The sequence below is a fragment of the Empedobacter sp. UBA6305 genome (genome assembly GCF_002440405.1).
In the GTDB taxonomy this organism is placed as follows: Bacteria; Bacteroidota; Bacteroidia; order Flavobacteriales; family Weeksellaceae; genus Empedobacter; species Empedobacter falsenii_B.
In genome coordinates this window covers 17,876-42,106 of sequence record NZ_DJTP01000020.1, presented here as the reverse complement: position 1 = coordinate 42,106, position 24,231 = coordinate 17,876, and the positions used below count along the sequence as shown (strand labels likewise).

20 protein-coding genes are annotated in these 24,231 nt (G+C 32.0%); 16 read left to right on the top strand and 4 right to left on the bottom strand.

The genetic code is table 11. From position 1 onward, the window contains the following. The first annotated feature begins 1 nt into the window (after window position 1). The 8 genes from B3M86_RS05250 (at window position 2) to B3M86_RS05215 (ending at window position 11,405) form a co-directional block, all read left to right on the top strand. Entirely contained in the window at window positions 2-259 is a 258-nt protein-coding gene (locus tag B3M86_RS05250) for a hypothetical protein (RefSeq protein WP_286495358.1), read from the top strand. After that, window positions 249-2,894, top strand: a complete 2,646-nt coding sequence (locus tag B3M86_RS05245; protein WP_286495359.1) for a YfhO family protein — start codon at window positions 249-251, stop codon at window positions 2,892-2,894. The genes B3M86_RS05250 and B3M86_RS05245 overlap by 11 nt, the downstream gene beginning before the upstream one ends. A gap of 7 nt (window positions 2,895-2,901) precedes the next feature. Next, window positions 2,902-4,203, top strand: coding sequence for a glycosyl transferase family 1 (locus B3M86_RS05240; RefSeq protein ID WP_286495360.1), 1,302 nt, complete (start codon window positions 2,902-2,904; stop codon window positions 4,201-4,203). Window positions 4,204-4,262: 59 nt separating this feature from the next. After that, a complete protein-coding gene (locus B3M86_RS05235) occupies window positions 4,263-5,108 on the top strand; it encodes a GLPGLI family protein (protein ID WP_286474889.1) in 846 nt (281 codons plus the stop codon). A 172-nt stretch (window positions 5,109-5,280) separates the two neighbouring features. Next, a complete protein-coding gene (locus B3M86_RS05230; RefSeq protein ID WP_291078979.1) occupies window positions 5,281-5,496 on the top strand; it encodes a hypothetical protein in 216 nt (71 codons plus the stop codon). A gap of 55 nt (window positions 5,497-5,551) precedes the next feature. Further along, complete coding sequence (locus B3M86_RS05225) at window positions 5,552-6,373, top strand: GLPGLI family protein (protein ID WP_185144170.1); 822 nt, start codon at window positions 5,552-5,554, stop codon at window positions 6,371-6,373. Further along, window positions 6,370-8,997, top strand: a complete 2,628-nt coding sequence (locus B3M86_RS05220) for a carboxypeptidase regulatory-like domain-containing protein (protein ID WP_291075704.1) — start codon at window positions 6,370-6,372, stop codon at window positions 8,995-8,997. Before B3M86_RS05225 ends, B3M86_RS05220 begins: the two co-directional genes overlap by 4 nt. 143 nt (window positions 8,998-9,140) lie before the next feature. Next, window positions 9,141-11,405 (top strand): NADP-dependent malic enzyme, encoded by a 2,265-nt coding sequence (locus tag B3M86_RS05215; RefSeq protein ID WP_038335569.1) that lies wholly within the window; start codon window positions 9,141-9,143, stop codon window positions 11,403-11,405. Window positions 11,406-11,563: 158 nt separating this feature from the next. On the opposite strand, the gene dnaK is transcribed toward B3M86_RS05215, so the two are convergent. Further along, window positions 11,564-13,465 (bottom strand): molecular chaperone DnaK, encoded by a 1,902-nt coding sequence (gene dnaK / locus B3M86_RS05210; RefSeq protein WP_219034149.1) that lies wholly within the window; start codon window positions 13,463-13,465, stop codon window positions 11,564-11,566. Window positions 13,466-13,730: 265 nt separating this feature from the next. Further along, window positions 13,731-14,057: a tRNA-binding protein gene (locus B3M86_RS05205; protein ID WP_286483038.1), complete on the bottom strand. Its 327-nt coding sequence runs from the start codon at window positions 14,055-14,057 to the stop codon at window positions 13,731-13,733. A gap of 615 nt (window positions 14,058-14,672) precedes the next feature. Here B3M86_RS05205 and B3M86_RS05200 point away from each other — a divergent pair. The 6 genes from B3M86_RS05200 to ftsY all read left to right on the top strand — a co-directional run bounded on the left by B3M86_RS05200 (window position 14,673) and on the right by ftsY (window position 19,878). After that, complete coding sequence (locus B3M86_RS05200) at window positions 14,673-16,316, top strand: M1 family metallopeptidase (RefSeq protein WP_291075701.1); 1,644 nt, start codon at window positions 14,673-14,675, stop codon at window positions 16,314-16,316. A gap of 142 nt (window positions 16,317-16,458) precedes the next feature. Then, window positions 16,459-18,114: an apolipoprotein N-acyltransferase gene (gene lnt / locus B3M86_RS05195; RefSeq protein WP_038337063.1), complete on the top strand. Its 1,656-nt coding sequence runs from the start codon at window positions 16,459-16,461 to the stop codon at window positions 18,112-18,114. Window positions 18,115-18,196: 82 nt separating this feature from the next. Beyond that, on the top strand, window positions 18,197-18,433 hold the full coding sequence (gene rpmB / locus B3M86_RS05190; RefSeq protein WP_038337064.1) for a 50S ribosomal protein L28: 237 nt from the start codon (window positions 18,197-18,199) through the stop codon (window positions 18,431-18,433). A gap of 11 nt (window positions 18,434-18,444) precedes the next feature. Then, window positions 18,445-18,627 carry a 50S ribosomal protein L33 gene (rpmG, locus tag B3M86_RS05185; RefSeq protein ID WP_038337065.1) on the top strand — a complete coding sequence of 61 codons (183 nt, stop codon included), beginning with the start codon at window positions 18,445-18,447 and terminating at the stop codon, window positions 18,625-18,627. A gap of 14 nt (window positions 18,628-18,641) precedes the next feature. Continuing rightward, window positions 18,642-18,791: a DUF4295 domain-containing protein gene (locus B3M86_RS05180; protein ID WP_084106961.1), complete on the top strand. Its 150-nt coding sequence runs from the start codon at window positions 18,642-18,644 to the stop codon at window positions 18,789-18,791. Between the two features lie 124 nt (window positions 18,792-18,915). Further along, on the top strand, window positions 18,916-19,878 hold the full coding sequence (ftsY, locus tag B3M86_RS05175; protein ID WP_219034146.1) for a signal recognition particle-docking protein FtsY: 963 nt from the start codon (window positions 18,916-18,918) through the stop codon (window positions 19,876-19,878). A 68-nt stretch (window positions 19,879-19,946) separates the two neighbouring features. Here the strand turns inward: ftsY and B3M86_RS05170 are convergent, their stop codons facing one another. After that, entirely contained in the window at window positions 19,947-20,381 is a 435-nt protein-coding gene (locus B3M86_RS05170; protein ID WP_147279960.1) for a hypothetical protein, read from the bottom strand. A 115-nt stretch (window positions 20,382-20,496) separates the two neighbouring features. Between B3M86_RS05170 and B3M86_RS05165 the strand changes: the two genes are divergently transcribed. After that, a complete protein-coding gene (locus B3M86_RS05165; protein WP_286495366.1) occupies window positions 20,497-22,587 on the top strand; it encodes an outer membrane beta-barrel protein in 2,091 nt (696 codons plus the stop codon). Between the two features lie 123 nt (window positions 22,588-22,710). On the opposite strand, the gene B3M86_RS05160 is transcribed toward B3M86_RS05165, so the two are convergent. Beyond that, window positions 22,711-23,772, bottom strand: coding sequence for an acyl-CoA reductase (locus B3M86_RS05160; protein WP_286495367.1), 1,062 nt, complete (start codon window positions 23,770-23,772; stop codon window positions 22,711-22,713). Between the two features lie 62 nt (window positions 23,773-23,834). On the opposite strand from B3M86_RS05160, the gene B3M86_RS05155 reads away from it, so the two are divergent. Beyond that, window positions 23,835-24,185 (top strand): 4Fe-4S dicluster domain-containing protein, encoded by a 351-nt coding sequence (locus B3M86_RS05155; protein WP_114999046.1) that lies wholly within the window; start codon window positions 23,835-23,837, stop codon window positions 24,183-24,185. Window positions 24,186-24,231: the final 46 nt, after the last annotated feature.

Below are 24,231 nucleotides of genomic sequence, written 5' to 3'. Positions count from 1 at the left end.
AATGAAAACAATTATTTGGATTATAATTTTAAGTATTATTTTCTTAACTATTTTTAGATTTTTAAGAAAAGTATTTGCAGTGAAAAAAGTTTTTCAAGAAGCAATTAATCAGCAAAGAAATGCTTATAATCAGAACCAAAACTCAAATGATTCGTACAACGAATCGAAACCAAACACATCTTTCGACAAACCGAAATATAATATAGACGCCGAAACGGTGGATTACGAAATAATCGAAGAAAAAAAGGATGAAAAATAAAAAGAATTTACTCTACGTTCTTATCTCATTGCTGCTTTTTGCAGTGATTGCATTGGTGTATTGTTCACCAGTTTTATCGGGAAAATCTGTTATTCAACCTGATATTATCAACTACAGGGGTAGTGCGCAAGAAATGTTGACGTATCAAGACAAAACAGGAGAAAATGTCTATTGGTCTGATGCGATGTTTGGTGGAATGCCAACCTATCAAACTGGAGCAAAATATGATTTTGATATTATCAAAACGATAGATGGTGTTTTCAGATTTTTACCACGTCCAGCAGATTATATTTTCTTGTTATTTACAGGATTTTTTATTCTTGGCTTAACGCTTTTCAAAAAATGGCAATATGCTTTAGTTGGTGCAATTTTCTTTGCTTTTAGTTCGTATTATTTTGAGCTGATTGCAGCAGGGCATAACGGAAAGCTCCATACAATTGGTTATTTCGCGCCTTTTGTTGCCGGAATTCTTTTATTGTATCGTAAAAAATACATTGCAGGTTTTGTACTTACAACCTTGTTTATGGGATTGCAATTACAAGCCAATCACATTCAAATGACGTTCTATTTGTTTTTAGCGATGTTGGTTTTTGCAATTGTTCAATTTATTGATAGTTTAAAGAAAAAAGAATTACCAGATTTCTTAAAATCATCTGCATTAGTAGTTGTCGCTTTAATTATTGCAGCAGGATTGAATGCAAATCGATTATTGTCAACTTACGAATACAGTAAAGAAACAACTCGTGGAAAATCTGAGATGACCTTGTTGAAAAAGAATTCGAACGGATTAGATCACGATTATATCACACAATGGAGTTATGGAAAATTAGAAACATTAAATCTTTTTATTCCAAATTTGATGGGTGGTGGTTCGCAAACGAATCCAGAAGATTTAAAGAATTATACATCAGAATTACAAAATACTCAATATAGCCTTGGTGAAGACGAGTTCAATCAGCAAGTTTTTCAAGCTGTGGCAAGTCAACCGAGAAGTGCATATTGGGGAGATCAGCCAGGAACTTCCGGACCTGCATATCAGGGAGCTGTAGTCGTTTTCTTGTTTATTATCGGAATGTTTATGGTACGTGGAAAATACGCGACCTATAAAAAATGGTTAGTTGGAGCAACGATTCTAAGTTTCATTTTGGCTTGGGGTAAAAATTTACCATTCGTTACCAACTTATTCATTGATTATTTCCCGATGTATGATAAGTTCCGCGCTGTATCATCAATCTTGGTAATTGCCGAATTTACAATGCCTTTCTTAGCAATTTTGACTTTATATTATTTCTTTAATTCTGACGAATCAGATGAATTCAAAAAGAAAGTACTTTATATAGCTGGTGGTTCTACAGTCGGAATTCTAATTATTTTCTTCTTATTCGGTGGAATGATTTTTCCATTTACATCAGAGAATGAAAAATTAATGACTGAACAATTAATCGGACAAATTCAGCAAGCAAATCCAAATGCAATCGGACTTTGGGATGGATTAATAAAACGATTAGATGAAGCATTAATTCAAGATAGAATTTCTATGTTTAAAGCGGATACAGTTCGCACATTGATTTTTGTTTTGTTCACAATGGCTTTGTTGTTGGCTTATTTATTCAAGTTTATCAAAAAACCAATTATCGTCATTTTAGCGATTGGTGCATTGGCTTTTATTGACGGATTTACGGTGAATAAAAGATATTTGAACGAAGATAATTTTGTATCTAAATACATTGTTGATAATCCTTTCCCAACTGAAATGTCGCCTCGTTTACAAACTGAAGCAGAGAACAACAATAATGTAGCGCAAATTGCTTACAAAGTTCCATTGAATAATTTATTATTAAATATTTCAAAACAAGATAAATCACATTTCCGTGTGTACAATACGGTTTTGAGTACATTTAATGAAGCTGGAACTTCATATTTTGTTCCTTCAATTGGTGGTTATCATGCGGCGAAATTAGGAAAATACCAAGATGTTGTGGATATCTATTTTTCTCAAGATCCGCAATTGAAAAAATATGGAATCAAAGATGAAACAGGTTTGATTAATGTATTGAATATGATGAATACGAAATACATTATTCATGGAAGTCCAACGGAGCCGCAAGTACAGCAAAATCCTACAGCTTTGGGAAGTGTTTGGTTAGCCTCAAATATCAAATGGACAGAAAATGCAAATGATGAAATTTTAGCGATAAATTCTACTCCAATTAATAACACGGTAATTTTACGTAAAGATTTGGTTGAGAATAAAAACATGAATGTTTCGGCAGATACTAATGCGAAAATTGAATTGGTTGATTATTCACTAATGAAGATGACGTATAAATCTTCTTCTAATACAGATCAAATTGCTGTTTTCTCAGAAGTTTATTATCCGCACGGTTGGATTGCAACGGTTGATGGAAAAGAAGTTCCGATCGAAAAAGCGAATTATGTTTTGCGTGCAGTTCCTGTACAAAAAGGAAATCATACAATCGTGATGGAATTTAAACCACAAGTTATTTCTACTGGAAATATGATTGTGATAGTTTCGAATATTTTACTTTTAATCGTTGTAGCTGGAGGTATTTATTTGGGATATAAAAAATGTTCTATAAAAGAGAATTTAAACTTAGTCGCTGAAAAGGCTTAATTTTGGAATGAAAAAAATATTAATCATCACCTATTACTGGCCTCCTGCGGGAGGTCCTGGTGTTCAAAGATGGTTGAAATTCACAAAATATCTTCCTGAATTTGGATATGAAACCTATGTTTATATTCCAGAAAATCCTTCTTATCCAATTCTCGATGAAACTTTAGCCAAGGACATTAATCCAAAAGTTAAAATCATCAAGAATAAAATTTGGGAACCTTATCAGTTAGCAGAAAAACTGAATCCAAAGAATAAAGCTTATAAAGGTGGACATTTCGAAAAGAAAGAAAATCAATCTTTCATGTCGAGATTGTCAGTTTTTGTGCGTGGAAATTTCTTTATTCCAGATGCGCGCAAGTTTTGGGTAAATCCTTCTGCAGAATATTTAAAAGACTTTTTACAGAAAGAAAATATAGATACGATTGTAACTTCTGGTCCGCCTCATAGCTTACATTTAATCGGTTTGAAATTGAAAAAACAATTACCAAATCTCAAATGGTTGGCAGATTTTCGTGATCCATGGACTCAAATTAGTTATCACAAAGAATTGAAATTAACTTTTTGGGCTGCAAAAAAACACGAAGATTTAGAGCGTGAAGTAATGCAAAAAGCAGATGTTGTTTTAGCAACAAGTTATGCTGATGGAGAAAATTTCAAGAAGATTGGTGCAAAACATGTAGAAGTAATTACAAATGGTTTTGAAGAAGTAAAACAACAAACAGAAAAAGATCAAAATCACTTTCATTTGACGTATTCTGGAGGTTTGGAAATGCTTCGAAATCCTGTTGCATTGTGGAAAGCTTTAGCTGAATTAACTTCCGAAAATCAATCATTCAAAGAAGATTTAAAACTTAATTTTTATGGTTCTTTAGCTGATGACGTCAAACAAACAGTGATTGATGCAGGTTTAGAGAAAAACTTGGTTGCACATGGTTACGTTTCACATCAAGAGTCATTGAACGCTATTAATACAGCAAATGTTTTGATTTTGACCAACTTTGATAATGTTGCATCTAAAGGAATTATTCCTGGAAAGTTATTTGAATATATGGCGACTGGAAATCCTATTTTAGCAATTGGACCAGCTGAGGCTGATGTTCAAAAAATACTGCATAAAACGAAAGCTGGCGATTATTTTAGCCATCAAGATGTTACTGAAATAAAATCTTTCATCCTTTCTATTTATAACCAATGGTTAAGAAATCCTCTTCAAAAATTTGAAACAAACGAAGACGAAGTTCAACAATTCAACCGTAAAAACTTAACTAAAAAGTTGGTTGACGTGGTAAATAATTTAAAAATAAATTAATACTATATTTGTAGAATAAAAATATTTATAGTAATTTCATCATAATTAACAACCTTATAATGAAATTACTATACTATTTTATCATTTTTATTGGTTGCATTGTATATGCACAGCCACAAATAAAAACTGACGCGACATTCAATTCTTCTAATTACTCCCAAACAAATTTCGAGTTATCTGATTACAATATAACTTACGATTACAAAGTTGTTCGTAATATAAAAAACCCGGAAAAAGCGAAAGCTGGTTTAGCACTTCTACAAATTGGTAAACGTTACAATAAATTCGTCGATTACAATAGAATAGGATCAGATTCTATAGACGAAAAACATAGTCATTTGGGAACAGTTAATGCAAATGATATTAATATTAGTATGGCTCAACGTTTCAAATCTGCCTTTAGATATCAAATTATTATCGATAAAGAAAAAGATCAATTGACTTTTGCAGATAAAATTTATCACGATTCATTTTTTTACAAAGAAACGTTACCAAAATTAGATTGGAAACTACTGAATGACACCAAACAAATCTTGAATTATACTGCAAAAAAAGCGACTGTAAACTACGGTGGTAGAAAATGGACGGCTTGGTACACTGACGAAATCCCAATGAATGCTGGTCCGTATAAATTTTATGGTTTGCCTGGTCTTATTTTAGAGATTTATGATGATAAAGAACATTATCATTTTACAGCAAACGCTAGCAACCAAAATCCTAAACAAATCTATTTAGCACAAGGTGAAAAAACACCTATAAAAGTTAAGAAAACAGAATTCTATAAAGCTGAAAAAGATTATCATGAAAATGCAGCTGAAAGGTTAAAAGGAGTTGCACTTGACGAAAATAAGAAACCTATAACCAATTTTGGTGGAATGCCTTATAACCCTATTGAATTAGAATAAACCAAATATTAAATTATTTGTTTTTATATACTTAAGTTGCAAAAAGATTTGTGTATTATTATTATTATTATTATTATTATTATTATTGATGTAATTAACGTTAATGAGGCAATTGTAGGTTGCAAACTATGATTGATTATTAAAAAACTAAATTACTTAAAAAATGAAGAAAATGTTATTAGCAAGTGCTTTTGCACTTATCGGAACTTTTGCAATGGCAAATGAAACAGAAACTGAAGATAAACAAGATGTAACTTCAGTAGAATGCTGGGATGTATCTGTTGAAAGATGTGGAGTTGGATTTGTATATGAAGATTGTGGTCCTTTAGGAGATGTTATAGATTTTGCTGTAGAACTTTATGAAGAAATGGAAGTTTATTGTAATTAAATAATAAGAGGTATAGCATTAAACTTAGTTAATGCTATACTTTATAAATAGAGTTATGAAAAAAATATTCATATTATTTATTTTATCCTCTTTTTTTATTCAAGCACAAACATATAAAGTTGTATATGACGTGAAATTTGTAACTGATTCTGTAAAAAAAGAAGTAAAATATGAAGAAATGGATTTGTATATTGCAAAAGATAGTACAATTTATATAAGTCCAAAAAAGGTAAACTACGATAATTATCTTCAAGGATTAAATGCTAAAAATACTCAAGAATTTATAACAAATAACACACTAAATATAGCTGCTATAAAAGAAAAATACCCATCCCCAATCATTAATCATACTATAATAAGAAATAATGGAACAAATAAAATATTAAGTAAAGTAAATAGAAATATTTACCTATTAAATCAGCCTATTGAGGAAATAAATTGGAAAATAGAAAATGAGCAAAAAACTCAGCTGGATTTAATTATAAAAAAAGCAACAACAACATATTTAGGGCGAAAATGGACAGCTTGGTACACAGAAGAAATACCAAACAGTGTTGGTCCATACAAATTTGGAGGATTACCAGGGCTTATTTTAGAAATCTATGATGACAATAATTATTTCCATTTTTCTGCAATTGAGATTAATCAAAATAATACAAAACCTGATTTAACAAAAGATTTTACAAAATCAAAAAAAGTGAATTTAGAGGATTACAAAAAAATATATGAAAATAGGGGAGTTGAAATTATACAAAACTTAAAAAGTCTTAATATAACAAGCTCTAATATTTCACCAGCTGAAATGGAAAAAAAGATAGATAATAAATTAAAAAGCGAAAATGTTTTTTTAGAAAAAAGTAATCATATTAATTTTTGAAAGCCCAATTAACACTATTATTTGCTTTATTTTTTCACTTTATTTTTGCACAACTTACCATTTCTGGTGTTGTAAAAAATGAGGAAGGAAAACCTATATCTGGTGCTAACGTTACCATTTCTCCAAGTACTTCGGAAGAAACCTTGGCGTATTTTATTACAAAATCGGACGGTAAATATTCGATAAAAATAGATAATTCATCGCACGAAACTTATGAAATAAAAGTTCGTGCGATGAATTATGCTTTTACTTCAGATTTGGTAAACGAATCTTCCACAAACTTTGATTTCACTTTACAAGAAAAAGCTATCGAGTTAAAAGAAGTTAAATTAAAAGAATCTCCAATTCGCAAAAAAGGGGATACAATTGCGTATGATGTCAGTAATTTTAAAGATATTCAAGATCGCTCTATAGCAGATGTGATCAAAAAAATGCCTGGAATAGAAATAGAAGCTTCAGGTAGAATTTTATATCAAGGCGAACCAATCAATAAATATTACATCGAAGGAATGGATTTGTTGGGCGGAAAATATGCCTTAGCTAACGAAAATCTCTCAGCAGATGCAGTAGATAAAGTACAAATTTTAGAAAATCATCAGCCTATCAAGATTTTAGACAGTTTGGTTTATAGCTCTAAAGCAGCGTTAAATATTAAACTAAAAAGCAAAATTACCTATTCTGGTAAAGCAGAAGTTGGTCTTGGCGCTTCACCATTGTTGTATCAGGCGAATATTACACCAATGTTGTTCACAAAAAAGCAACAAATGATAGGTTCTTATCAAGGAAATAATCGTGGAAATGATGTTTCTCGTCAATTAAAAACCTTAAGTCTTGAAGATTTTTTAAATGACTCTGAAAAATTTTCGAACGAAAGTTGGTTATCAATTGCAGGTGTACAAACTCCCAATTTTGATGGCGAACGTTGGTTAGATAATGCAATAAATATTGGTTCTTGGAATCATCTTTTTAAATTAAAAAAAGAGCTAGATTTACGAATTAACTTGTCTTATCACAACGATTTTCAAAAGCGATTCGGAGAAACAAACACACAATATTTTTTACCAACAGGTGATATATTTCTCAACGAAATCAAAAAAAATTATTTGCAAATAGAAAGTCTTAATCTAAAAGCAACATTATCTCAAAATAGTTCTAAAAATTATCTTGAAAATGTCTTGGAATTTAAAGGAGACTGGAACAGTTCGAGAGGAGATCTCAATCAAAATAATAATTTTATTACACAACGATTAACACAACCAAATCGGCAGTTTACCAATCAGTTTAATACAATCAAGAAAGTTGGTAAACAATTAATTACGTTGCGTTCTGTTATTGCATACAGAAATTATAACGAGAATTTAAGTGTTTCTCCTGGAGTTTTTACTGATTTTATAAACAACGGAAATGATTATCAAAATGTGTTTCAACAAATTAATTTTGAGAAATTTTCGACAAATAATTTCGCTGAATTTTCAAAAGGAATAAAAGCTTTAACGCTACAATCAAAAATTGGAATTAAGTACACCAATCATACAATGAAAAGTGATTTGTTAGCAGATAATCAACCAATAAATTCTACTTTTACTAACAATACACGCTGGTCAACTTTAAATCCGTATGTAGAAAATAACTTTTCGTACAGAAAGAATCGACTTAATTTTTCTTTTGGAATTCCTTTTCAGTGGTATAATTTAGAGAATAATTCTTTCGGAAATAAAACTTCATACAATCGTTTTTACATCGAACCAAAATTTAATATAGGTTTAGAATTTTCAAAATTCTGGAAAGTATCAACCTCGCATAATTTCTCTAATGATTTGGGGAGTTTAACACGTTTGCACGAAGGATTTATATTGTATCGATACAATTCTATTCAACAAAATGACGGAAATTTTAACGAAGTAAAAAAATGGATTTCTTCTTTACGTTTCGAGTATAAAAATCCGATAAAATCTAGGTTTATCAATTTTGGATATTCGTACAATTGGTCAGAAAATAACTTAATCTACAATTACAGCTATAATGCGGATGCAAGTACAGTTTTAGAAGCTTTGAACTTAAAAAATCATCAAAAAACACATTCTGTTAATGCTAAAATAAGTCAATATTTTTCTAAAATTAAGACAACATTTAATTTAGCTGGAGGTTATAATTTTACAACCTACGATCAATTATTAAATGATGATTTAATCGAAATTCACAATACCATTTTAACTTCTAATTTTGATGCATCTTTCAGATTATTAAGTTGGATGACTTTTGAATATAAATACGGTTTAACAAATTATAAAAATAAGTTTTCAAAGGAATCTGAATCACGTTCAATCACCAATCAAATCCACCAAATAGGATTACATTTTTTTCCTGCAGATCAGCATTATATAAAACTTAATTTTGATTTGTATGTTAATGATGATTCAAGATTAAATCCAAATTCAACTTTCGGAGATTTAATGTATCGTTATTCATTAAAAAAGAAGAAAATAGATTTTGAATTGTCTGCTTATAATCTTTTTAATGAAAAATATTTTTCTCAAAACAGTTTTTCTTCCAATTATGAACAACGATTTATCTATAAGTTGAGACCAACTCAAGTTATGTTTACCACTCGATTTAATTTTTAATTTATCAACCTCATAATTATTAACTTCAAAATTGTATAACTCGATAATTTATTTTAATAAAATATCAAAATCTAACATCTGTCATAAGTGGGTTGAATATATTTTGCCTAAATTTATTTTGAAAAAATATAAACCACAGAGAAATGAATGACAATCGTAAGAAAGATGCATTGAATTACCATTCGATGGGTCAACCAGGAAAGATTGCAGTAGTGCCTACAAAACCTACGAATACGCAACGTGATTTATCGCTTGCTTATTCACCAGGTGTTGCGGAGCCTTGTTTAGAGATTGAAAAAGATCCAGAAAATGCTTATAAGTACACAGCAAAAGGAAATTTGGTTGCTGTAATTAGTAACGGAACAGCCGTTTTAGGTTTGGGAGACATAGGTGCAGTAGCTTCAAAACCGGTGATGGAAGGTAAAGGTCTTTTGTTCAAAATTTTTGCTGATATTGATGTTTTCGATATCGAATTGGATACAAAAAATGTTGATGAATTTATCAATACGGTAAAAGCTTTAGAGCCGACTTTTGGTGGAATCAATTTAGAGGATATCAAAGCGCCTGAATGTTTCGAAATTGAGAAACGTTTGAAAGCTGAAATGAATATTCCAGTTATGCACGACGATCAACACGGAACAGCTATTATTTCTGGTGCAGCGTTAATTAATGCATGTGAATTACAAGGAAAAGATATTTCTAAAGTCAAAATTGTAGTGAACGGAGCTGGTGCTGCGGCGATTTCGTGTACAGGAATGTATATTTCTGTTGGAGCAACGAAAGAGAATATCGTGATGTTGGATAGTAAAGGTGTTATTCGTTCTGATAGAGATAATCTTGATCCTTCTAAAGCAGAATGGGCAACTGATCGTGATATTTCGACATTGGCAGATGCTGTGAAAGATGCAGATGTTTTTATCGGTTTATCGGCGGCAGATGTTTTGTCAGCAGATATGTTGAATACAATGGCAGAAAATCCGATTGTGTTGGCAATGGCAAATCCAAATCCAGAGATAGCATACGATTTAGCAGTTGCGACGCGTCAAGATATTATTATGGGAACTGGGCGTTCTGATTATCCAAATCAGGTGAACAATGTACTTGGATTTCCGTATATTTTTAGAGGAGCGTTAGATGTTCGTTCGACGACAATTAATGAGGAAATGAAAATTGCTGCTGTTCGTGCAATTGCAGAATTGGCAAAAGAACCAGTTCCAGAAGTGGTAACGCAAGCTTACAATAATCATTCAATCAAATTCGGGAAAGATTATATTATTCCAAAACCTAATGATCCACGTTTGTTACCAGAGGTTTCGGCTGCAGTAGCAAAAGCAGCAATCGAAACAGGAGTTGCAAAAAATGTGATTACAGATTTCGAAGCATATAAATTGTCTTTGATTAAGCGAATCGGAAAAGAAAGTACGATTATGCGTAATTTGACACAAACGGCGAAATCAAATCCAAAACGTGTTGTTTTTGCTGAAGGGGATCGTTTCGAAATTCTTCGTGCAGCTCAAATTGTAAAGGAAGAAAAAATCGCTATTCCAATTATTTTAGGAAAGAAAAATAAAATTCAACAAATGATTAAAGATTATATGTTGGATTTGGAAGATGTTGAAATTGTTGATACAAACGCCGAAGAAGATTCGGATAGATACAATCAATTCGTTGATTTTATTTACTCGAAACGTCAACGAAAAGGAATCTCAAAATCTGACGCGAAAAAACTATTAAGAGATCGTAATTATTTTGGATCATGTATGGTTGAGTTTGGTTATGCAGATGCAATGATTTCGGGAATGACGAAAAATTATTCGCAAGCTATTCGTCCAGCTTTAGAATTAATTGGAGCGGAACAAGGACAAAAAGTTGCGAGTATGTATATGATGTTGACAGAAAAAGGACCTGTTTTCTTAGGTGATACAACGGTTAATTTAGATCCGACTTCAGAGGATTTGGTCAACATTACATTGCAATTTAACGAAACGATTAAGAAGTTTAAAATTGAACCGAAAATTGCATTATTGTCTTATTCAAACTTTGGATCTAATAAAGGAGAAACGGTTTCTAAAGTTCAGAATGCGGTAAATTATTTACATAAAAATCATCCAGAAATTATTGTTGATGGTGATATTCAGGCAAATTTCGCAGTGAATAAAGAGAAATTACAAAGTAATTTTCCGTTTTCTAAATTAGCAGGAACGCATGCGAATACGTTAGTTTTTCCAAATCTTGAATCAGCGAATATTTCGTATAAATTATTACAAGAATTAGGAAATATAGAAGCGGTTGGACCAATTTTGATCGGAATGAAAAAACCAATTCATTTGTTACAATTGGATAGTACTGTTCGCGAAATTGTGAATATGGTTACCATTGCTGTAATTGATGCACAACAACATCAGTAAAATATAAAATTTATAATACAAAAAATCCACTTAAAATCATTTAAGTGGATTTTTTGTATTATATGAAACCGAGATGATTTAAAAAATAAACTATTTATATTAATAAACATAAAAAAGCCTCGCAATGCGAGGCTTTCCTATTGATAAATGAAATTCTATTATTTAACTTCTTCGAAGTCTACGTCTTCAACACCATCATTTTTTGCTTGACCTTGATCAGCTCCTGGTTGCGCTTGTGCACCACCTTCTTGACCTTCGTTCATTGCAGCATAAATTTCTTGTGAAGCAGCATTCCAAGCTGTATTTAATTTTTCCATAGAAGCATCAATTGCAGCAACGTCTTGAGCAGCGTGAGCAGATTTAACCTCAGCTAAAGCTTCTTCAATTGGTTGTTTTTTGTCAGCAGGAATTTTATCTCCGTACTCAGTCAATTGTTTTTCCGTTTGGAAAATTAACGCGTCAGCAGCATTTACTTTTTCAATTTTGTTTTTTGCTTCTTCGTCTTTTGCAGCATTTTCTTGTGCTTCTTTTTTCATTCTTTCAATATCAGCATCAGATAATCCAGATGAAGCTTCAATTTTGATTGATTGCTCTTTTCCTGTTCCTTTATCTTTTGCAGATACACTTAAGATACCATTCGCATCAATATCAAATGTTACTTCGATTTGAGGAACACCTCTTTGTGCTGGTGGAATATCTACTAAGTCAAAACGTCCGATTTCTTTGTTATCGTTGAATAATGGACGCTCTCCTTGACCAATTCTTAATGTTACTGCTGGTTGATTGTCAACTGCAGTTGAGAAAACTTCAGATTTTTTAGTTGGAATTGTTGTATTCGCTTCAATTAATTTTGTGAATACTCCTCCTAAAGTTTCGATACCTAAAGATAATGGTGTAACGTCTAATAATAATACGTCTTTTACATCACCTGTTAAAACACCTCCTTGGATAGCTGCACCAATTGCAACAACCTCGTCTGGGTTAACTCCTTTAGATGGTTTTTTACCGAAGAATTTTTCTACTTCTTCTTGGATTTTTGGCATACGTGTAGATCCACCAACTAAGATAACTTCGTCGATATCGTTGATTGATAAACCTGCATCAGATAACGCTTTTTTACAAGGCTCCATAGAACGACGTACTAAATCTTCTGTTAACTGATCAAATTTAGAACGAGTTAAAGTTTCTACTAAGTGTTTTGGTCCTGTTTCGTTAGCTGTAACGTATGGTAAATTAATTTCTGTTTGAGCAGAAGAAGATAATTCGATTTTAGCTTTTTCAGCAGCTTCACGTAAACGTTGTAAAGCCATTGCGTCTTTTTTCAAATCTACACCTTCTTTCGCTTGGAATTCAGAAGCTAACCAATTGATGATTGCATCATCAAAATCATCACCTCCTAAGTGTGTATCACCGTTTGTAGATAACACTTCGAATACACCGTCACCTAATTCTAGGATAGATACGTCAAAAGTACCACCACCTAAATCGTAAACAACGATTTTTTTATCTGAGTTTGCTTTGTCTAATCCGTAAGCTAATGCAGCAGCAGTAGGCTCGTTGATAATACGTTCTACTTTAAGACCTGCAATTTCACCAGCTTCTTTAGTTGCTTGACGTTGAGCATCGTTAAAATAAGCTGGTACAGTAATTACCGCTCTTGATACTTCTTGTCCTAAATAATCTTCAGCAGTTTTTTTCATTTTTTGTAAAATCATTGCTGAGATTTCTTGTGGAGTATAGTTACGTCCATCAATATCAACTGCTGGCGTATCATTGTTTCCTTTTACAACTGAATAAGGAACACGACCGATTTCATCTGCATCATTATTAAATTTAGTTCCCATGAAACGTTTAATAGAATAAATCGTTTTCTTTGGGTTTGTTACAGCTTGACGTTTTGCTGAATCACCAACTTTAATTTCTCCTCCTTCTACGAATGCTACGATAGATGGAGTAGTTCTTTTACCTTCTGCATTTGGAATTACAACTGGCTCGCTACCTTCCATTACAGAAACACAAGAGTTCGTTGTACCTAAGTCGATTCCGATTATTTTGCTCATATTGTTTAGTTATTTTTTATATTATTAATGATTTATTTTAAACTTTTACACATCATCAAAAATGATGCTACACCAGAATAGTCAATCTTTGTGCCAACATAAAAAAAATGACATCCAATAGATTTTAGATGTCAGGTTGTCAGATTATGATTAATGATTTGATTATTTATCGATAAAAAAGTCAGTTTATTGGTTGATAAAATGTCAGCGTTAAGTTATATACTTAAACTCAAACTTTATCTCAGTCTTAGTCTCAATCTCAATATTACCCAATCTTACTTCCGTTTTCAACTTTTCGTTCGGGATTCAAGAGAATAACATCATTATTATTTCCATAAACGCCCATCACGAGACATTCGCTCATAAAAGTGGCAATTTGTTTTTTCGGAAAGTTAACCACAGCCATTATTTGTTTTCCAATCAATTCTTCTTTGTTATAAAGCGATGTAATTTGTGCCGAACTTTTCTTGATTCCTAACGGACCAAAATCAATTTCTAACTGATAAGCAGGATTTCTTGCTTTCGGAAAATTATTTGCACTGATAATTGTCCCAATTCTCATATCAACTTTCTCGAAATCTTGCCAAGAAATTGTTTCAGTATTATTTTCAGGTTTTGGTTCTTCTTTTAGTTTATTCTCTTTATCGTAAATCGTTTGCAGAATTTTTTCTAAATCAGTTTTTTCATTCGCATATTTCGTTTTCATGTTATCTGGCATTCGGTTATAATACGTCAACGCTTTTTCGCCAAATTGTTTGATGTAAAAATTAGTCAATGGAGGAACGTTTGGAAATTGTTTATGAAAAATCATTTCTGTATACGCTTGCCATTCGCGTTCTTCTCGCAATTCAATTTGATTTTCGCCCGAACGCTGAAAAACATGTACCATTTCGTGCATCAAAACATTGGAAAGTAATACTAAATCAAAATCAAGAATATTACGCGGAACACGAATTGTAATTCCTGTTTTTTCTTCACCTTCTGCAGTCAATAAAAAACCTTTTGGATCGATTTCTTCTCGAAACGTAAAACCTGTAAAAGCATTATGTTTTAATTTCAATTCATCTAAAATTTCGTACAATGCTTCAACGATTAAGTGATTATTTTTTAAATAATTTATTCTTTCCTTAAATTTTTCTGTAATCATAGCTTTTTGGCTTATTTATCAAATATATAATCTTATTTTTGATATGTTTTAAAAATGACTATGAAGAAATTAGTACTATTACTTGGCTTGATCTCGATAACAACAAATGCACAAGTACTTAATAACAAACAAGAGTTTACGCGACAAGATTCGCTTCGCGGAACGAATAATGAATTCCGAAATTGGTGGGATGTTAAAAAATATAAAGTAAGTGTAGAACCAGATTATCAGTCAAAATCGATAAAAGGAAAAACGACAATTACGTTTGATAAAATTGCTCCTCAACAATCAGATTTATTGCAGATAGATTTACAAGATCCGATGATGGTTTCGGCTGTAAAATTGAATGGAAAGAAAATTTCTGATTTCAAACGTGATGGAAATGTTTATTTTATTAATGTCGGAAAAAATATCAAGAATACGTCGAATCAATTAGAATTAGAATACAATGGAAATCCTCGTGTTGCGGTGAGAGCACCTTGGGATGGTGGTTGGATTTTTGCGAAAGATGAAAAAGGTCGCGATTGGATGTCTGTTGCCGTGCAAGGTTTGGGTGCAAGTGCTTGGTTTCCGAACAAAGATTATTTAGGCGATGAACCAGATAATGGAATGGAATTGGAAATTATCACACCAAAAAATTTGGTAGGAGTTGGTAATGGACGATTAGTTTCTAAAAAAGAGAAAAATGGTAAAACAACTTCTACATGGAAAGTTGTTAATCCAATCAATAATTATAATATCATTCCTTATATCGGACATTATGTCAATTTCAAAGATACTTTCGAAGGCGAAAAAGGTAAATTGGATTTAGATTATTATGTGTTAGATTATAATATAGATAAAGCAAAATCGCAGTTTGAACAAGCAAAATTGATGTTGAAAAGTTTTGAATATTGGTTTGGACCTTATGCTTTTTACGAAGATTCTTTCAAGATTGTAGAAGCTCCGCATTTAGGAATGGAGCATCAATCTGGAATTGCGTACGGAAATAAATTCGAGAATGGTTATTTAGGTCGTGATTTATCAGGTTCTGGCTGGGGATTGAAATGGGATTTTATCATCGTTCATGAAGCTGGTCACGAATGGTTTGGGAATAATATTACCGAAAAGGATGTGGCAGATATGTGGATTCACGAAGCGTTTACGGCTTATTCGGAAACTTTGTTCACAGAAACTTATTATGGAAAAGATGCGGCAAGCGAATATGTGCGTGGAACGAGAAAGGCAATCCAAAATGATATTCCAATTATCGGCGTGTATGGCGTAAACCAAGAGGGTAGTGGTGATATGTACTATAAAGGTGCAAATATGATTCACACGTTGAGAACTTGGATGAATAATGATGAAAAATTCAGACAAATGTTGCGTGGATTAAACAAAGAATTTTATCATCAAACTGTAACTACAGAGCAAATCGAAAATTATATTGCGAAGTTTTCTGGTTTAAATCTGAACGCTTTTTTCAATCAATATTTAAGAACAGTTAAAGTACCGACTTTAGAACTTAAACAAAATGGAAACAAAGTTGAATATCGCTATACAAACGTTGTGGATGGATTTGCAATGCCTTTACGTTTGAAAGATTCTGATTTCACCATCAATCCAACGACTAATTGGCAAACAATCAATAATTTAACAATTACAAAAGCGATTGATGTAACAATTAATCCAAATTATTATATCGATACGCATATTATATATTAAAACTGAATGAGAACTTGAAACGAGTTCAACATGACAAGGAAAGTCAACCTGAACTTGTTTCAGGTTCTCATCCAAAATGATTTATAAAATATTCCAAACAAATATCATCGGTTATTGAATGATGAAATTATAAATTTGTGACATGAAAAAATACATTGCATACGCAATCTTATCAGGATTATTATTAACAGCAGGTTGGCCATCGCACGGCTTTCCATTGTTATTATTTATAGGATTTGTACCCTTGATGTTGGCAGAACATCAAATCACGCAACGCGCAGAATTCAAGAAAAAAGGACGCAAAATTTTCGGACTTTCGTTTTTAGCTTTCTTTATTTGGAATGCGATTGTAATTTGGTGGTTGCATTATGCACAAGAAACGGACGCGAATGGAGATTTGCACAATTCGTGGAGCGCTTATTTGATTCCAGTTGTGGCGAATTCCTTGTTTATGTCAATTGTTTTTCAGTTGTATCATTTCGTTAAAACCAAAGCTGGTAATCTATATGGATTGGTTTTTCTTCCTGCGATTTGGATGAGTTTTGACAAACTAACCTTGAATTGGGAACTAACTTGGCCTTGGTTTAACCTTGGAAATGGTTTTGCAAAATATTACGAATGGGTGCAATGGTACGAGTACACAGGAACTTTTGGAGGAGCACTTTGGATTTGGTTAGTTAATATTACAGTATTCTATTATTTGACGGCTTATATTAATAAGAAAGAAATGAGATATCTAAACAAATTAGGTATTTACGCTGGATTATTAATCGCTGTTCCAATTGGTATTTCTTATATTATTTATGCGAATTACGAAGAAAAAGGAAAAGCGCTTGATGTGTTAGTTCTTCAGCCAGATCTTGATCCTTACAACGAAAAGTATATGAAAGATGGTTTGCAGATTTATGACGAATTGAAACAATTGGCATTGAAAAATATTCAACCAAAAACTCAATTTGTTGTTGCACCAGAAACTGCCGTACCTGGATCATCTGCCTTGATTTTTGATAATATGTATGATGATTTAATTATACAAGACATTCAGCAATGGACAAAAACCAAAAAAGATTTACATTTTGTAACAGGAGCATCTATCATGCGAATTTATCCAATGCAATCTTTAGCATCGGAAACAGCATCTGTTATGAGAGATGGAATTACGTGGTACGACGCTTATAACTCGGCTTTGCAGATAAGTGGAAACGATTCAATAGAAGTTTATCATAAGAGTAAATTAGTACCTGGAGTAGAAATTTTTCCATATCGAAACATTTTAATGCCAATTATTGGAGAATTTATGCTTAACTTTGGCGGCACAACAAAAACGTTGGGGATTCAACCTCATCGTTCTGTTTTCAAGAATAAAACAAACAACGCTACTGTTGCTCCGGTTATATGTTACGAATCTATTTACGGAGACTATACGACAGAATATGTGAGAGAAGGCGCAAATGTTATATTCACAATGACCAACGATTCTTGGTGGGGCTCTACCGATGGTCATCGTCAATTACTATTATATGGTAATTTGAGAGCTATTGAAAATAGACGCGCTATCGTTAGATCTGCAAATTCAGGTATTTCGGCTTTCGTTAATCAGCGAGGAGATATAATGAAGTCTTTACCATATGGAGAGCAGGGTGCCTTAAATGGTACAATTTTAATGAATAGTGAATTAACGTTTTATACAAAATATGGCGATGTAATCGCGAGGATAGCGCTGTTGGTAATGGGAATTATCTTGGCTTATACTCTTGCGCAGAAGTTGTTATATAAACAAAATAAGAAAAAAATATAAAATTAATAACCTAAAGAGTTGTATAAGTAATATATAATTTGTTACTTTGCACTCCGTTTAAAATAGGACAATACAAAATAAGATGTCAAAAATTTGTCAAATTACAGGTAAGAAGAGATTAGTGGGAAACAATGTTTCTCATGCTAATAATAAAACAAAACGCACTTTTGAAGTGAATTTGTTCAAAAAGAGATTTTTTATGCCAGAAACTGGTGAGTGGATTACATTAAGAGTTTCTGCACACGGTTTAAAAACAATCAACAAATTAGGAGTTGATGAGGCTGTTAAACGTGCACGTAAAGAAGGTTTAATCAAATAATTTAAGACACCATGGCAAAAAAAGGAAACAGAGTACAGGTTATTTTAGAATGTACAGAGCATAAAGAAAGTGGTATGCCAGGAATGTCTCGTTATATCACAACTAAAAACAAAAAAAATACTCCAGATCGTATTGAGTTGAAAAAATACAACGCAGTATTGAAAAAGTATACAATTCACAAGGAGATTAAATAATAAAATTTTAGACGATGGCAAAGAAAACGGTAGCAACCCTACAAACTGGGTCTAAAAAAATGACCAAAGTTATCAAAATGGTAAAATCTCCAAAATCTGGAGCTTACGTATTTGTTGAAAAAGTAGTTAACGCTGATGAAGCAGATTCTTTCTTCACGAAATAATCAAATCATCTCCTTAACAAAAAATATTTAAGGTTAATTGAGCTGCCTCGTTTTCAGGGCGGCTTTTTTATTTCCTTATATTTTATGTATCTTCGTACAAAATTTTAAGAAATTTAGCTTATTAATGAGTTGGTTCAAAAAGATATTAGGTAAAGAAAGCAAAGAAAAATTAGATGAAGGATTAGAAAAATCTAAAACTTCTCTATTCGATAAAATCAGTCGCGCTGTAGTAGGTAAATCTAAAGTAGACGATGAGGTTTTAGATGATTTAGAGGAAGTATTGATCTCTTCTGATGTCGGCGTTGAAACAACGATCAAAATTATTCGTCGAATAGAAGAACGCGTAGAGCGTGATAAATATGTTTCGACTTCTGAGTTAGATTTAATTCTTCGCGAAGAAATTGCAGGCTTACTTTCCGAGAATAATATCGAAGATACAAATGGTTTTTCGATTCCAAAGAAAGATGTGCCATATGTTATTATGGTGGTCGGAGTAAATGGAGTTGGAAAAACAACGACGATTGGTAAATTGGCTTCTCAGTTCAAATCTCAAGGACTTAAAGTAGTTCTTGGTGCGGCAGATACGTTTCGTGCGGCAGCTGTAGATCAGTTGGTAATTTGGTCGGATCGTGCAGGTGTACCAATTGTAAAACAAGCGATGGGTTCTGATCCTGCTTCGGTTGCATTTGATACCATTCAGTCGGCAGTTGCGCAAAATGCAGATGTTGTTTTGATTGACACAGCAGGACGTTTGCATAACAAAATTAACTTGATGAACGAGTTAACTAAAATAAAACGTGTGATGCAAAAGGTAATTCCTGATGCGCCTCACGAAGTTTTATTAGTGTTAGATGGTTCTACAGGTCAAAATGCTTTTGAACAAGCGAAACAATTTACACAAGCAACAGAAGTTTCTTCTTTAGCGGTTACAAAATTAGATGGAACAGCAAAAGGAGGAGTAGTAATTGGGATTTCAGATCAATTTCAGATTCCAGTTAAATATATTGGTGTTGGTGAAGGAATCAATGATTTACAAGCTTTCAATAAAATGGAGTTTGTCGATTCTTTTTTCAAACGAAATAATTAAGAAATTTAATTCCTATAAAAATATAAATCCTTCAAGTTTTTCTTGAAGGATTTTTTTATGATATAGTTTTAATAAATCACCTTAATATATTCTTTATAAAACTTTTTGTTTTTATTTTCTTTCTTCGAAATGGTTTTTAGAAACTCGTTTAAATATTCTCTAAAAGGAGAATCTTTCGCTAAAGCATCTTGTTTTTTGCTTGTCAAAATCTGAACAGTTCCATACATTTCTTCATCATTTTCTACACTCGATGCAATCAAAGTAAAAGTTTCATTTGATTCATTAATGATATTTTTATTTGACCAAACTAACAACGGTTGATTGTTTTCAGTGTACAAAACATTGTCCCATTTTCCTAACCAATCGTATAGCATTTTTTTCGTAACTAAAGGCGTTTGAAAACTTTCGACACGATATTCTGTCAACGAACGTTCGGCTTGCTCTTGCGCATATAATAAATTGAAACTTGTAAAAAGTGCGATAAAAAGAAATAATTTTTTCAAACTCAAAAATCTTGTTTAGCGTAAAGTTATCAAAAATAATTGCAATTCTTATGTAACTTATTTGTTCTTCATGCGTCATATAAATATACACTAACTCTTAATAGAAGAATTAACCATGAAGAAATTTTTTGTACTTGCTGTTACATTATCAGGAATTTTTGCTTTTGGACAAGATGAAAAGCAGGACTCAACCGACTATAATCCAATCGAAATAAAAGAAGTTTTAGTTCAATCGCAACGCAAAAAAATGTTTGCGGACAAAACAGTTTATACCTTCGATAAAGAAGCGTTGGAAAAAGCGCGTTACGCAAAAGATTTGTTAAATACGTTACCAGAATTACAAGTTGATCCAATTTCGAATACGATACAAAGTACAAAAGGTGGAACGACTTTGTTATTGATTAATGGAATTGAGGCAACAGATAATCAAATTCGTGCTGTGAAACCGCAAGATGTGGTGCGTGTTGAGTATTTTGATATTCCGCCAGCGCGTTATGCAAATCGTGCAGATCAAGTGGTGAATTTGATTACGCGTAATCCAGAAAATGGTTATGTATATGGTGCGGATCTCACTTCGGCGTTTACAACAGGTTTTATAAATGGTTCTGCTTATGCGAATTTTACGAAAGGAAAAAGTAACTTTGGATTAGAGTATAACATTTATCTGAGAGATTATAAAGATCGTACTTCGATGAATATTTATGATTATAACTTAAATAATATTCATTACAGAACAGAAAATCAGCGCAACGAATATTTTGGATATACGGATCAAACAATTGCATTGCGATATACCAATTCGGATTCGGATAAATATGCTTTTCAAGCAAAGTTGGATATGAATATCAGTTCGAGTTTTGCTTATGCGAATGGAACAAGTTTGTTCTATCAAAATAGTTTATTAAACAATCATTCAACCTATAAACATTCTAATTCTAATTATTCAAAACCAACATTAGATCTTTATTATTCGAGAAAATTAGGAAAGAAAGATGAGTTAAGTTTAAATGTAGTTGGATCGATGTATACAACGAAATCGATTGACGAAACGCGCGAATGGGAAACAATTTCTGGTGCTGAACAATATAATTATTTGACAAATTTAGAAGCTGATCAAAAAGGAATTGTAGGAGAAATAGCGTATACACATAGTTTCGAGAAAGGAAAATTAAATTCTGGTTATCGAATTTCGAATAATTCAATTGATAATAAATTAGAAAACTTAAATGGTCCTTCGAATAATAAAGTAAATTATTTAGAACAATATATCTATTCTGAATATTCTGGAAAAGCGAAAAAGTTGTCATATCGTTTGGGTGTTGGATTAACGAATGTTCATAACAAGAATGAAGATACAAACACAGATACGTGGACGTTTACACCAAAATTAGTATTGGGTTATGAATTAGCGAAGAATCAAAATTTACGTTTTTCGAGTTCATACAAACCAACCAGTCCTTGGAATTCGGCATTGAGTAAAAACGTGATTCAGGTTGTAGAAAACATTACACAAGAAGGAAATCCGTATTTAACCATTCAGAAATCGTTTGGAAATAATTTGATTTACTCTTTCAATTCAAAATATTTTGATTTAAATACAAATGCATTTTATCATTATACAAAAGATCCAATTAATCAATTGTATTTGCAAAATATCATAAATGGAAATGTAGAAGGATATAAATTAACCTACGAGAATGCTCAAAATTCGCAACGTTACGGTGTTCAAATTACAGGTTCTATCAAACCTTTTGGAACAGATATTTTAACTGTAAAAGTGAATGTAGCGCCAGCAACAGAACGTTTCAAAACGAAAGATGGTAGAATTTTGAAGAATGATTATATCGGAAATTATTTTGCATTATCATCTGTTTACAAAAACTTTCGTGTAGATTATCAATTTAATATTCCGTATTACACATTAGGCGGAGCTTTGTTGTACACACAAGAAAACATGAACCATGCTTTTGCAAGTTATAAATACAATAATTGGACTTTTTCTACTGGAATGTATTGGATTGGAATGCCGTCGACTTACAAGCAAAAAACGATGGATAAACAATATGTGGATTATTCTCGTGTAGGAAAAATTTGGAACAACAAATCGATGTTTGTCGTTGGTTTGAGTTTTGATTTTGCTACAGGTAAGAAAACAAGTATCAATCGAAAATTAGAAAATGAAACTGCAGGAGCAGCGACATTTTAATAAATAAACAAAAAGAGAATNNATTCTCTTTTTGTTTATTTATAATTTGACTGTGATGTTGAAACGAGTTCAACAAGACATATTAATTGTTTTTAATAAGTATAAATTTTAGCTTTCTAATATTTATAACTCCGCCAAAAATTTCAGCGTATCAATATTATCGGCATAATCAGTTAATTTCGGAAATTGAGTTTGCCCAAATTCAACATAATTCGAATTGTCTTTCATATCGTTTCCAACCACGCATTGTATTTGATTCTCATTTTCGATCAAATAATTTTTTACATCATTCACATCTTCATAAACTTCAAAATTTACAACTGCAATAGGAGAATGTAAAGCTGTATCTTTTTTCATTAGAACAAAATTATTGTCTAAAAATTCATCTTTTCCTAACAAAAATATTGCACGATTGTAATCGTAATTATTTGCATATTTAGGATGATTAATCACATCGCCCCATGAAAAAATAGCTTCGAATATTTTTGGTAATTGCGCTTCATCTTTTACATAAAGTTTCGTCACATTTCGGCAACCTAATCCAAAATAAATAAATATGTCGTTACCCAATTTTTTCAACTCTTCATCAGTTTCCGAACCATTTAATACAGCAACTGAAGTTCTATTTTTACGAATAATGTTAGGAACTTTACCAAAATATTGTTCAAAATAGCGTGCCGTATTATTACTTCCAGTTGCAATAACTGCATCAAAATTTTCTAATCGTTCAACAGTTTGAATAATCGATTTGAAATTTTCATCAATCGAATACAAATATTTTATCGCTAATTTGATTAATTTATCATCTTTAGACGAAGTTTTAATCAACGAATTATTTCCAGAAATAACAACAGAAAGTAAATCATGAAAACCAACCAAAGGTAAATTCCCAGCCATGATAATTCCGACATTTTTTTGCGTTTCAGCAAAAGGATAATCTTTCGACCAAGCCAATAAATTTTCTTCCGTTAAAGCTTCTGCCCAACTTTTCAAGGCTAACGTAATATTATCTTTTGTAAACCAATTGTTGTAGGCTTCTGCATCGCTCACTGCATATTCAGCTTCTTCTTTCCAATTCTCGAATTTTTCTGTCAGTTCTGTGTCTTTAATCGAATCATTATTTATAATAAAATTAAAAAACTGCCCCAATTCGTTAAATGCTGAAATCCTTTGTTCAAATGTCATTTTTTCTGAAAATTAAATGTAATTTTGTAGTTGCAAATGTAGGAAATAAAAAAACAGATACAATGGCTATAATTATTACAGATGAATGTATAAATTGTGGAGCTTGTGAGCCAGAATGTCCAAATAACGCGATTTATGAAGCTGCGGTAGATTGGAAATATTCTGATGGAACTTCTCTTAGCGGAACAATTGTAAACGTAGACGGCGCAACTTTTGACGCTGATGCGGTGCAAGATCCTGTGAGTGATGAGGTTTATTACATTGTTCCCGATAAATGTACTGAATGTAAAGGTTTCCACGAAGAACCACAATGTGCGGCAGTTTGTCCGGTGGATTGTTGTGTGCCTGATGATAACCACGTAGAAAGCGAAGAGCGCCTTTTGAGTAAAAAAGCGTTTATGCACTTAGAGTAAAATCGTCACAACTTTACATATAAAAACCTCTCAGAATTTGAGAGGT